This is a genomic window from Pseudoalteromonas sp. MT33b, assembly GCF_014117385.1.
GTDB lineage: Bacteria > Pseudomonadota > Gammaproteobacteria > Enterobacterales > Alteromonadaceae > Pseudoalteromonas > Pseudoalteromonas lipolytica.
Genome location: NZ_CP059831.1, coordinates 3480951 through 3494157, shown reverse-complemented (window position 1 = coordinate 3494157; position 13207 = coordinate 3480951). Strand labels below are relative to the sequence as shown.

Annotated in this window: 9 protein-coding genes; 7 read left to right on the top strand and 2 right to left on the bottom strand. The window is 42.8% G+C overall.

Annotation, left to right across the window (positions count from 1 at the left end; genetic code table 11):
- Positions 1–138: 138 nt before the first annotated feature.
- The 4 genes from H3302_RS15765 to H3302_RS15750 all read left to right on the top strand — a co-directional run bounded on the left by H3302_RS15765 (position 139) and on the right by H3302_RS15750 (position 7484).
- The gene (locus tag H3302_RS15765) at positions 139–2928 is read left to right on the top strand and encodes a TonB-dependent receptor (protein WP_118844761.1); all 2790 of its coding nucleotides are present in this window, start codon (positions 139–141) and stop codon (positions 2926–2928) included.
- Positions 2929–3197: 269 nt separating this feature from the next.
- The gene (locus H3302_RS15760) at positions 3198–4535 is read left to right on the top strand and encodes an MFS transporter (RefSeq protein ID WP_065979494.1); all 1338 of its coding nucleotides are present in this window, start codon (positions 3198–3200) and stop codon (positions 4533–4535) included.
- A 77-nt stretch (positions 4536–4612) separates the two neighbouring features.
- Positions 4613–7057: a glycoside hydrolase family 127 protein gene (locus tag H3302_RS15755; RefSeq protein WP_118844760.1), complete on the top strand. Its 2445-nt coding sequence runs from the start codon at positions 4613–4615 to the stop codon at positions 7055–7057.
- 10 nt (positions 7058–7067) lie between these two features.
- On the top strand, positions 7068–7484 hold the full coding sequence (locus H3302_RS15750) for an FKBP-type peptidyl-prolyl cis-trans isomerase (protein WP_051501946.1): 417 nt from the start codon (positions 7068–7070) through the stop codon (positions 7482–7484).
- Positions 7485–7566: 82 nt separating this feature from the next.
- Here the strand turns inward: H3302_RS15750 and H3302_RS15745 are convergent, their stop codons facing one another.
- The gene (locus tag H3302_RS15745; protein ID WP_118844759.1) at positions 7567–8571 is read right to left on the bottom strand and encodes an arabinan endo-1,5-alpha-L-arabinosidase; all 1005 of its coding nucleotides are present in this window, start codon (positions 8569–8571) and stop codon (positions 7567–7569) included.
- A gap of 104 nt (positions 8572–8675) precedes the next feature.
- Here H3302_RS15745 and H3302_RS15740 point away from each other — a divergent pair, with 104 nt between their 5' ends.
- Complete coding sequence (locus H3302_RS15740) at positions 8676–9704, top strand: family 43 glycosylhydrolase (RefSeq protein WP_182395860.1); 1029 nt, start codon at positions 8676–8678, stop codon at positions 9702–9704.
- Between the two features lie 56 nt (positions 9705–9760).
- On the opposite strand, the gene H3302_RS15735 is transcribed toward H3302_RS15740, so the two are convergent.
- Positions 9761–11389 (bottom strand): sodium:solute symporter, encoded by a 1629-nt coding sequence (locus tag H3302_RS15735; RefSeq protein WP_036973612.1) that lies wholly within the window; start codon positions 11387–11389, stop codon positions 9761–9763.
- A gap of 259 nt (positions 11390–11648) precedes the next feature.
- Between H3302_RS15735 and H3302_RS15730 the strand changes: the two genes are divergently transcribed.
- Both H3302_RS15730 and H3302_RS15725 read left to right on the top strand, forming a co-directional pair.
- On the top strand, positions 11649–12374 hold the full coding sequence (locus tag H3302_RS15730; protein WP_065979489.1) for a FadR/GntR family transcriptional regulator: 726 nt from the start codon (positions 11649–11651) through the stop codon (positions 12372–12374).
- A gap of 46 nt (positions 12375–12420) precedes the next feature.
- A complete protein-coding gene (locus H3302_RS15725) occupies positions 12421–13200 on the top strand; it encodes an SDR family NAD(P)-dependent oxidoreductase (protein WP_036973609.1) in 780 nt (259 codons plus the stop codon).
- Positions 13201–13207: the final 7 nt, after the last annotated feature.

The following is a 13207-nucleotide window of genomic DNA, read 5'->3' as shown; positions in this document are numbered from 1 at the left end:
ACAATACTATTAATGAAGACAGCAAATACTTAACATAACTAAAAATAACCCTATAAATGCACTGACAACAAGCATCGTAAATATGGGGAAGGCAGAAGGCGCACCTTCTGGGTAAATCAAAATTGGAGAGCAGCACACATGTTCAAAAAAACACACATAGCAAGCGCGATTTTAATGGCAGTTTCATGTCAATTTGCTTATGCAGAACAGCAGGATACAAAACAAGAGAATGACGAAATTGAAGTTATTCAGGTGTCAGGTATCCGCGGTAGTTTAAATAAAGGCTTAAACATTAAGCGTCAATCATTCCAAGTTGTTGATGCTATTGTCGCTGAGGATATTGGTAAGTTTCCCGATAACAATGTAGTTGAAGCCCTTCAGCGTGTGACAGGCGTACAAGTTACTGACCGAGGAGCGGGTGAGGTAAATACCGTATCTATTCGTGGTCTAACGGATGTGACTACAACGGTGAATGGTCGTCAAATTTTTACAGCAGCAGGTAGGAATGTTGCGTTAGCTGATATTCCTGCAGCGTTATTAGAAAGTGTCGATGTTTATAAAACGCGTTCAGCATCACAGGTAGGGAGTGGGATCGCTGGTCAAATCGACATTAAAACACAGCGTCCATTTAACTTCGATGGTTCGAAAGTGGTTGTTTCTGCGCGTGGTATTTATCAAGAGCAAGCTGAAGAGCTTGATCCAAATGTATCGTTGTTGGCAAGTAATCGCTGGGAATCTGGGATTGGTGAATTTGGTGCGCTTGTAAACGTTTCATATGGTGAAACCAGTTACCGTGACCAAAACATTGCAGCGGGTGCGATGGTGCCATTTATGACACTGAATCCTGCAGCTGGTTTTGGCCCGCTAGAACGAATTCAAACAACGGATGGCCGTGCCAGTGAAGAACTTATTTGGCAACCAGGTCTTGAAAATGGCCTTCCGTTCCAAGCGGGCTCTACTTTAAATATCAATGGTGTTCCTACGGAATATTATTTATCTCGTGATGCGGTGTTTGCGAGTGACTTCACGGGTAAGCGAGAGCGCCCAGCTGCAAATGTTGCTTTTCAATGGCGACCAAATGATGATTCACAATATACCTTTGAAGCATTTTATAATGGCTTTCGTAATGAGTCATTTAACGCTTTAAGCTTCACGTTTGTAGATTGGTGGGGCAATGTTGATACACAAAACCCGCCAGTTACCTTTGATGGCACCAATATTATAAAAGAGCGTTATGTTGATGCACCTTATGGATTTAATAGTGGTGATTTAACGGTTAGTAAGACAGATAGTTATGTATTTGCTTTAGGCGGTGAGTGGACAATCACCGATACTTTTAATCTTGCTTCAGAAATCTACTATCAAGACAGTCAATATGAGACTGACTTTCTTGCTATGCGAAGTGAGCGCGTTGCGTATGGCTTAAATGTAGATTTTAATGACAAAGACGGAATTCCTTCTTTGGTTTATGCTGATAACCCCGACACCGCTGTTAATGAAGCTGATTTAGCTGATACATCTCAGTGGAATGTTGCCCAACTATACGATAATGGGGGCTCATCTAAAGGTGATGCACTAACATTCACATTAGATGGTGACTTATTTGTTGATAGCTTTGGTTTTGATACCGTTTCGTTTGGTGTGCGCTACGATAGCCGTGGGGCGAGTGACTCAAGTCGTGAGGCTGCCGGCGGTATTTTAGGTCAACCTTTAGGTTCATTCGATGAAGGCCTTGCATCAATTAATGAAGGCTTTTTTGATGGTAATGCGAATTGGCCGTCAAGTTGGGTCGTGCCAAATGGGCATTACATATACAACAACCGTCAGTCATTCCGTGATCTTTATAACATCGGTGCAGATGATGTGATGTTGGAAAAGACGTTTGATATTGATGAAAAGTCTTATGCTGCTTATATTCAAGGTAATTTTTCAACAACTTTATTTGGTCGCGAGTTCGATGGCCAGCTAGGTTTACGATACGAAAACGCAAAAGCGGAGATGACCTTTTTTGACATAGACCAAAATCCAACCGCTGTTAGCTCTGCAGAAAATAGTTCTTCGGCTTTATTGCCAAGCATTGTAGTGCGTTATCATTTAACTGAGGATGTAATCGCGAGAGCTGCTTATACAGAAACGATTCGCCGACCTGACTTTGCTCAATTAAATTCTTTCATATACTACACTGAAGATGTGACGAATATTGGCTATGGCACAGCAAGTGGCGGTAACCCAAACTTAAAGCCTGTTGAATCTAAAAACTACGATTTAACATTAGAGTGGTATTTTGCGGATGATAGTTCTCTTTATGGCACGCTATTTAAACGTGAAATAGAGGGGTTTGTGTATGGCTCGAACCGTATCGTTCAATATCAAGGACCTGATGATGAAGCGCCTTATCCGTACATTTTAAATCAACCGGATAATTCATCTAATGGTACATTAGATGGTGTTGAGTTAGGTTTAGTTTATTTCCCTGACAATTTGCCGGATTGGTTAATGGGTGCGGGTCTGCAGGCAAGCGCAACGTTCCTTGATTCAGAGCAAGATCTTCCTGTGTACGCAGACGGTCAGCTTTCTGGGTATGATACGCGAGACATGTTTGGGGTTTCAAAATCATCATATTCAACCGTGCTTATTTATGAGCGTGACGATTTTGATATGCGCTTAGCTTATGTGTGGCGTGATGATTTCTTAAATAACTACGAGGCCGCTCAATTTGCGAATCCGCTAGGTGTTTATCGTCGTCCAGAGCAAAGCTTAGACTTTCAGTTAAGTTACGATATCAACGAAGACTTCATGGTCACGTTTGATGGTACCAATTTAACAGAAGAAATAGCGCAATCTTATTATGAGTACCCAACAACTCATAACTCAAATAGTGCATTATTTAGCCGTACCTTTGCGCTAGGTATCCGTTATTCTTTCTAAAATTCTTGAATAGACCCAAAAACCCCGGCTCTGCTGGGGTTTTTTATTTTTCAGATTTGCTAGAAAGTGGGCGTGTTTGTTATTAAACGAAAAGAGTTGCGAATTAATTAGTATGATAATACTATCATTTGGGTTAGCATTAAATTTACAAAAATAACGAATGCAGTGGCCAAGCTGTGTAGTATCACATAGTTGATACACAGTATTGAAAGGTGTTCATTGCTTAAAATATTGAGTATTGGCTTAATATTTTCCAATTAGGGTGTGGTATGGAATCTCAAAAGTTATCCGTTGTAGAAAAAGTTGGCTTTGGTGCCGGCGACATGGCAGTGAATGTCATGGTTGCAGCGTTATTTTATTTTATGTCTTTTTTCTACACCGATATCTACGGACTGGATCCGGTTGATATGGGTGTGTTGTTTTTAGTGGCGCGTTTTGTTGATGCCTTTACCGATCCATTAATGGGGGTCATCACCGATAAAGTGAAAACCCGCTGGGGTCAGTTCCGCCACTGGTTCTTATTCTTGTCTGTACCGTATGGTTTGTCGGTTATATTACTATTTACTACGCCAGATCTTGATTACAACATGAAGCTGGCATGGGCCTATGCAACTTACCTGTTTGCTACGTTGATGTTTACCGGTGTAGCAATCCCTTATATCTCTTATATTGGTGTACTCACTGCGGATCCTAAAGAGCGTTTATCTGCTAATGGTTACCGTATGTTTTTCGCAAAAATTGCCAATGTAGTGATTGTATTCTCAGTACCGCTACTTGCGTCTTACTGGGGAAATGGCAGCTTGTCGTACGGTTATAAACTCGCAATGGCATTGGTCTCTGCGTGTGCTGTTGCGTTGTTTTTATTCTGTTTCTTTACTACCCGCGAACGTATTACTCATGAGCCACAAACCGAGGGCGTACTTACGCAATTAAAAGTGCTACTTAAAAACGACCAGTGGTTGTTACTGTGTGCAGCATGTGTACTTGGTACCTTAGGGTATGCAATTCGCGGTAGTGTGGCAATGTACTATGCAACCTATTATTTAGGGGTGCCCGATTTAGCGGGGGCATTCACCAGTGCGGGTATTGCGGCGTCAATCGTATCGATGGTGGCAAGTACGTGGATCACGCAGCGTTACTGTAAAATGAAACTGTTCCGTCAATCACAAATTGCAGTGTTATTTATTTCATTGCTTATGTATTTTGTGGTCCAACCGGGTGATGTAATGATGGCATTCGTGCTTTATATCATCTTGTCATTTGTGGTTGATTTACATGCGCCTGTGTTCTGGTCTGCGATTGCAGAAGCTGTGGATTACGGTGAAATTAAAGACGGTGTGCGTGCATCGGGCTTATCATTTGGTGGTATTTCATTCTGCCAAAAAGCTGGAGGCGGTTTAGCTGGTTTAGCAGGGGGATTATTACTGGCATTTTTCGAGTACAAACCCAACGTTGAGCAAACGGAGTTTACCTTAATGGGCTTAGCACTCATGCTTACTATTATCCCCGGTGTATTCCACGCGTTACTTGGTCTTATTCTTAAAAAATACAAGATTACCGATCAATACTATACGGACATGGTCATTCAAAAACGCCTACCAAAGTAACCTTCTCTTAAAACGCGCACGCTAACACAGTGTGCGCTTTGCTCTTTAAAATAACGGTTCGCTGGGAGACAACAAGCATGAACACATTCAAAGTGAGTTATTTAGCAATTCTGTGTGCTGCAATATTAACGGTGACTGCATGCAGTGAGTTGCCAATTGACAGCAAACAAGCCGCCTCTGTTGCGCATGCTGAACATGCCAGCGAACAACATTTATTTGCGCTAAACCAAGTAAGCTTAAGCGCCAGCCCGTTTTTACATGCGCAGCAAACTAATGTGCGTTATTTATTAGCACTTCATCCTGATCAGCTGCTTGCTCCTTATTTACGAGAGGCGGGCCTGACACCAAAAGCGCCCAACTATGGTAACTGGGAAAATACCGGTCTTGATGGTCATATTGGGGGTCATTATTTATCAGCATTGAGCCTTGCTTGGGCAGCGACAGGGGATGAAGAATTAAAGCAGCGTTTAGATTACATGTTAAGCGAGCTTAATCGTGCTCAACAAGCCACAGGTGGTTACTTAGGCGGTATTCCTAATGGCGATGAAATGTGGCAGCAGATTGAAAACGGTGAAATTAAGGCTGATTTATTCAGTTTAAACGACCGTTGGGTACCACTTTACAATATAGATAAAATCTTCCATGGCCTTCGTGATGCCTACGAAGTTGCAGGAAGTAGCCAAGCAAAGCACATGTTATTTAAGTTAGGCGAATGGTTCTTAGCAACCACAGCGAAGCTAACTGATGAACAAGTTCAGCAGATGCTGTACTCAGAGCATGGTGGCTTAAATGATGTGTTTGCGGATATGTATGTTATTAGTGACGATGAGCGTTACTTAAAACTAGCGCGCCAGTTCTCTCATAACATCATTATTGAACCACTATTACACAAAGAAGATAAGTTAACAGGCCTGCATGCCAATACGCAAATTCCCAAAATTATTGGTATGTTGAAAGTGGCGAATGCCAGCGATGATAAAGCATGGCAGCAAGGCGCTGACTTTTTCTGGAAAACAGTGAGCCAAGAGCGCTCGGTGTCCATTGGTGGTAATTCAGTACGTGAACATTTTCATGATAAAAGTGACTTTACGCCAATGGTTGAAGATGTTGAAGGCCCAGAAACTTGCAATACCTACAATATGATGAAACTCAGCAAGTTACTGTTTTTGAAAACCGCTGATACGCGTTATTTAGACTATTATGAGCGCGCCACATATAACCATATTTTATCGTCACAACACCCAGAACACGGTGGCCTTGTTTACTTTACCTCAATGCGCCCAGGACATTACCGTTTGTACTCATCAGTGCAAGACTCTATGTGGTGTTGTGTGGGCTCGGGTATTGAGAATCACAGCAAGTATGGTGAGTTAATTTATAGCAATACGGGTAAAGAGCTATGGGTGAACTTATTTATTCCCAGTACGTTAAATTGGCAACAACAAGGTTTACAGATCACCCAAGACAGCCAATTCCCTGATGATACCAAGGTTTCACTCACGGTGAACCGGTTGTCTGGGGGACAAAGCTCAGAGTCTGTCATCCATATTCGTAAACCGTCTTGGCAACAAGGTGAACTGCGCTTTACGTTAAACGGAAAAGCCGTGACCGCGAGCGAAAAAGACGGTTACTACAGTATCAGCCATGCATGGCAAAGTGGCGATAAGCTTGCCTTTGAATTAGCACCTAAGCTTTATACCGAGCAGTTACCGGATGGCCAAGATTATTATTCTGTCATGTATGGCCCCGTGGTTATGGCCACCAAAGTACAGGCTTTTGCGAATGAGCAGTTAAGCTTTGTTGCTGATAACAGCCGTATGGGTCACATTGCTGCTGGACCGACGTGCCCACCAGAAGCATTACCCATTATGCTCAGTGAACCTGCGCAATTTGTTGCTGATTTAACTCGTAAACCGGGCCAAGCGTTGGCATTTATCGCAGACAAAAATGTGGCGATTGCAAAGCAAGGCATTGGACAGACTGAACGCACGGAACTTATCCCATTTTTCCGCTTACACGACAGCCGCTATCAAGTGTATTGGCCACAGCAAAGCAAAGCTGAATTCACACAATTTGTAGCTGACGCCAAAGTGGCTGAGCAAGCGAAAGAGCAGCTTCGATTATTAACCGTTGATCACATTACGCCGGGTGAACAGCAACCAGAAGTAGAGCATAGCTTTAAAGGTGAAGGAACCCGTGCAGGTGTCAATAATGGCCACCATTGGCGCGATGCAACAGGTTGGTTTGAATATCAGCTTCGTAACCCCAATAAAAACGCTGCAGCAGTACGTATTCGTTATTTTATCGGTGATGTGAATCGTCATTTCTCAATCACCCTTAATAGGGAGAAACTGGCCGCGGTAAGTTTGCCTGTTGGCAACCCAAGCGATGAGTTTTACACCATTGATTACCCATTAACAGAGGCGATGAAGCAGTCAGAAATGCTGACCTTGCGTTTCACAGCCAACCCAGATTCTGTTGCGGGTGGTATCTATGGCATTCGATTGATCAACGAGCAATAAAGAGTGGGCTATGTTAAGCAATAATGTGTTTGATAAAGCGGTGAAGCCGGTATTTTCGTCATGCTTAAAAGAGCAGCAAAGCGTTTACCAAACTCCTACGGGCCTTGGTTATCGTGTTATTGAGCAGGGAGCAGGTGATAAGCCCCACTGGGATGCAACAGTCACTGTGCATCAACGTGTAGTACTTAATAACGGTCGGGTGTTATTTGACACCCGTGCAGAGGGTGTACCTGTTGAGTATGAAATTGCCGAGGCGATTGTGGGCTTGCAAGAAGCATTGCAACTGATGAGTAAAGGCAGTCGTTTTGAAGTATTAATACCCCCTCATCTTGCGCGAGATGTGTACAGTACATTTATTGCTACAAAGCATGAACAGGATTGCCAAAGCCCGATGCGAGTTGATATCACCCTGCTTGATTTTAATTAATAATACCAACTTAAAATCTCAAAATAGATCACTTGAGTAAATAAAAAACCTGCAAAATTGCAGGTTTTTTGTGTTTGAATAATTACTTTATAAGCGTGGTTTTAAGCTTGTTTAGGTCGGCTGGGTTTACAATCGGCCAATCGTTTTTCCAGCTCATCGGTAAAATTCGTAGCTTTTGTACGCCGTTATCGGCTGTTTCATAGGCGTGCAACACGAGGTAGTCTTTACCATCAAACGTGTAAGCGGCATTGTGACCAAGGGCTGCCCACTCTTTGTTACCTTCAATCACTAAGCTACCACCGCCATCAACCAGAGAGCGACCTTGCTGATCTAAATAAGGACCTTCAACGTTTTTACTGCGACCAACGCGAACATTGTAAGTACTTTCAATACCTTGACAGCATTTATCAAATGATACAAACAGATAGTAATAACCATTCTTTTTAAAGATATAAGGCGCTTCAATTGGGCCATGCTCCGTGTTTGGACGGCTGGCAATGTGATGCCACTTTTCAGGCTGTGCTAAGCGCACCATGTCATCATCTAGTTGCACTAATTTTAAACCACCCCAAAACGAACCAAAGCTCATCCAAGGTGTGCCATTGTCATCTTCGATAATAGCTGGGTCGATAGCGTTCCAATCATCACGCTCAGGCACTGACTCAACCACAATACCGTAATCAATCCACTTGTAGTCAGGTGATGATGGGTCAAGAGTGTCGTTTACCGTTACACCAATTGCTGAGGTGTTTTTACCAAATGCAGAAACAGAGTAATATAGGTAAAACTTGCCATTTTTCTCGTACACATCCGGTGCCCACAGATGGCCACCGAAATTAGGTGACACGCGTTTTGCCCAGCTAGGCTCGTCTTTAAAGACGCGGCCAGTGAGTTTCCAGTTAGTTAAATCTTTTGATTCATAATAGGTAATGCCAGGGCCTGTACTAAATACATAATACGTGTCGCCTTCTTTGGCCATAACTGGATCGTGTACTTCTACCTGTTTTGCCGACACTGCAGCTGCTGAGATAAGTAGTCCAGTTGAAAGCCACTTCATTGCTCGTGTCACTTGGTGTGCGGGTCTCATGATCGAATACCTTTTTGTTGTTTTAACTTTTGTGTTCATTCGTCTACTATATAATATGTAATACAATATTAACAATAAAATAAAAGCGAAATACAGGACACATTATGCTCAAAAAATTATCGCGGCTTACGTTACTTACCGTGTTAAGCGCTTCGTCAGTGCCAGCCTTTGCTGATGCTAATAGTAGCAAGACCGTCGCGCCAATTGATAACCCTATTGTACTTAAGCGTGCCGATCCTTGGTTAGTGCGTGATGAAAAAACCGGATGTTATACCTTTATTGGTAGTTCACCGATGTTTGATGAAATTGAACTACGCCAAGCATGTCGCTTAAATGACTTAAAACTAGCCGAGCCAAAAGTTATTTGGCAAAAGCATGATAAAGGCCCTATGAGCGTTAACATTTGGGCGCCTGAGCTGCACCACATTGATGGCAGTTGGTACATTTACTTTGCGGCCGGTGACATTGAAAAGCCTTTTAGCATTCGTATGTATGCACTTAAAAATGACCACGTTGATCCTATGCAAGGCGACTGGCAAGAAATGGGGCAGGTTATGAGTCACCTAGATAGCTTCTCTCTTGATGCGACCAGTTTTACTCATAAAGGCAAACGCTACATGATTTGGGCACAGCAAAACCAGCCTGCCACATACAACTCGGCCTTGTGGTTAGCAGAAATGGACTCACCAACGTCAATTAAAGAGCCTGTTATCGCGATTACTGAGCCGACCCTTGAGTGGGAAGTACAAGGCTATAAAGTGAATGAGGGGGCTGCTGTAATAACACGTGGAGATAAAATTTTTGTGACCTACTCGGCCAGTGCCACCGATCATCGGTATGCGATGGGCTTGCTATGGGCAAATGTAAATGATGATTTACTTGACCCTAAAAGTTGGCATAAAAAGCCAGAGCCTGTTTTTACTACCCACGCTGAAGTTGGTCGCTTTGGTCCGGGTCATAACAGCTTTGTAAAAGCGGAAGATGGCGTGACCGATTTGCTAATTTACCATAGCCGCGATTATAAAGAGCTAAAAGGCACGCCATTGACGGATCCAAATCGCCATGCGCGAGCACGCATTATTACATGGGATAAAGATGGGTTTCCTGTGTTTTCACCAGAGCTAGCTGATTAAAAAATTTTTAAAAAAAGGGCGCCAATTGGCGCCCTACAACTTTGGGAACGAAATGTTTACCAAAAGCGGTAATATATAAAGGCAGTTATGCCTAAAATGCCCGCTGTATGGATGTAATCCCACTTATCTAAACCTTCGGCGACCTCTTTGAGTGTTGCTTTGTCTAGGCTTGAGAAAGTAAGACCTTTTAATTGCTCTTCATCTGCTTGTTTAGTGAAGATACTCACCACAATCATAATTACGACAACCACAACAAACAGCAGGATACAGTAGTACAACCAGTTCATTGTTGTTATCCATGCAAACGATGAACCCGTTAAATCATCTTTAAAGGGTAATAATACTAAGCGGATCATACCCAGTACGAAACCAGACACAAGACCAACAAACCCCGCTGTTGGCGTTATGCGCTTACTACATAAGCCGAGTAAGAATACAGCCGCGATGCCTGGTGCAATTAATGATTGAACACTCTGGAGATATTCATAAAGTACATCGGCAATTAAGCTCATGACGGGTATCCACAACAGCCCGAGAACAACGATAACGATAGTGGCCATTCTGCCTACTTTTAGAAGGTGTTTTTCGCTTGATTCTGGCTTAAACTTTTTATAAAAGTCGATCGTAAATAAAGTGGCTGATGAATTGAATAGCGAAGCGAGCGAGCTCATCAGTGCTGCGACTAAGCCACCAATCACAATTCCTTTCACACCCGCAGGTAACAGCTCAGCGACTAACGTAGGAAATGCTTGGTCAGCGCTTTCGTAACTAATAATTCCTTTTGCATTCAGAGCGTAAGCAATCATGCCCGGCACTAAGAAAATAAACACAGGGAGGAGTTTTAAATAACCCGCAAACATCGTCCCGCGACGTGCTTCTTTAATCCCTTTCGCAGAGAGTACACGTTGCACAATATACTGATCGGTACACCAATACCAAAAACCGATAATAAACGAGCCAAAGATAATCCCAGGCCAAGGGAATTCAGTGTCTGATGCGCTGCGAATAAGGTGCATATTAACGTCATTTAAGCGTTCAACTTCTGCCCAGCCGCCGACTTTATCAAGACCAACAACTAAAATGACCAGTGAACCAATGATCAACACTGGCGTTTGCAGCACCGAGGTCCACATAATAGCTTTCATGCCCCCTAGAACAGTATAAATCCCGGTGATCACCACTAAACCAATGGCAGAAATCCAAAAGAAATCGATACCCCAAATACTCTCAATTCCTAAAATGGTTTTAAAGGCGATACCACCGGCATACACGGTCACGGCGACTTTTGTTAATACGTAGCTGATTAATGAGATAACAGATAAGAAAGTTCGCGACTTAGAATTAAAGCGACGTTCTAGAAACTCAGGCATGGTGTAGACCTTGCTACTCCAATAGAAAGGCACAAAAATCCAACCGAGTAATAGAATAATCCACGACTGCATTTCCCAATGGGCGAGTGCCATACCTGATTGAGCGCCAGAACCAGATAATCCGACTAAATGTTCTGAGCCGATGTTTGATGCGAAAATAGAGGCACCAATTACTAACCAGCTTGCATTACGACCCGCCAAAAAGTAGTCAGCGGTGTCTTCTTCTTTTTGTCGCATAGACATGACGACAACGCCTAATAACAGGACAAAAAATCCTGCCAGCACTGCCCAGTCTAAGGTACTTAGTTCGACCATTGTGTGTTCCACCTAATTATGAAAGAGAATGTTGCTTTTTAATTGTCAGTTAAAAATATTATATTATAAATTGGATGAGTGAAAGTGATTTGTTAAAATAAGGTGACACTGGATATATAAAAAAGTGACGATTACGCGCGGTTATAATAAGAGGTTCTGTCTTTTTAATGTTTTGTTATTGATTTTAATCAACTATTTGCAGGATGACGGAATAGCTTTATAGATGTATTATATTACCTAGATCTTTAGAGGAACACACATGGCGCGTTTAGAGAATTTGAACTTATCACAACAAGTTACCAATGAACTTGGTAAAGCAATTATTGTTGGTGATTATAATACTGAGACGGGGTTACCAACCGAAGCACAGTTGTGCGAAGTGTATGGTATAAGCCGCACAGCTGTTCGTGAAGCAGTTAAAATGTTGGCTGCAAAGGGATTAATTTCTTCTCGTCCACGACAAGGGATCCGTGTTGAACCGGCGGATAACTGGAACTTATACGACACCAGCGTATTAAAATGGTTACTTGAGAGCAGTCCGTCACTTTACGTACTGAAAGAGTTCTTGCAAGTACGCTTAGCTATTGAGCCACAAGCAGCGGCGTTGGCAGCACGAAAAGGTGACCAAGCTGCGATCGCTGAAATTAAAATGGCGCTCGATAAAATGCAAGCGGCTGCCGATGAACCTGAAGGCGTAATGCACGAGCCAGACCTTGCGTTCCACACGGCAATTTTGCACGCCAGTGGTAACCGTTTTTTCTATCAATTACGTGACTTTATTCGTACTGCATTGCATGTCAGTATTCAGCACACAACACCCGCTAAAGGTAATAAACAAGCCATCGCTGAAGAGCACTTTAAAGTGTATAACGCGATTGCCAATGGTGACCCTGAGCGTGCGAAAAATATGATGACGTACATGATTGATGAAGCGATGGCGTTTATCGAAAAAGAAATTGCAGACAAAGAAGCTGCAGCTCAATAAGTTTCGCTACTCAACGTTGTAAATACTGTAAAAACAAAAGGTTATCATGCCAAATTCAAATGAGCTTAAAACAGTTTACGCCAGCCTTGCCGGTAAAAGTGTATTTATTACAGGCGGAGCGACGGGAATTGGTGAAGTAATGGTAACGCGCTTCTGTGAGCAAGGCGCAAAAGTCACCTTTGTTGATATTGCAAAGCAGCAAAGCGAGGCTTTGTGCGCAAAGCTTGCGGGTAAATATGAGTTTGATCCGCAGTTTATCTATTGTGATATTCGTGATGTTGAGGCATTGCAAGCCGCTATAGAGCAAACCCGTCAGCAACAGGGCGATATTGGGGTATTAATTAATAATGCAGCCGATGACACTCGCCATGCAGCAGAAAACATGGATGTAAAATATTGGGAAGACAAGTTTGCTGTTAACTTACGCCCTTGTTTCTTTTCTTCACAGGCTGTTGTGGCGCATATGCAGCGTTTAGGTGGGGGAAGTATTATTAATATGGGGTCGGTCAGTTGGCGTATTAAGCAAACAGGAATGCCTGCTTACACCACTGCTAAAGCGGGTATTGAAGGTCTGACGCGTTCTTTAGCGGCCTCGTATGGCAAAGACAATATTCGGGTTAATACCTTGGTTCCTGGATGGGTAATGACAGAGCGTCAAATTACTCATTGGTTAACCCCAGAGATGGTTGAAGACGTTCGTTTAAGCCAGTGTATAAACGAAACAATACAACCCGACCACATTGTTAATGCAGCATTATTTCTGGCTGCTGATGATAGTCGGATGATGACAGCACAATCATTAATCGTAGACGCAGGTTGGACTTAATTGCATT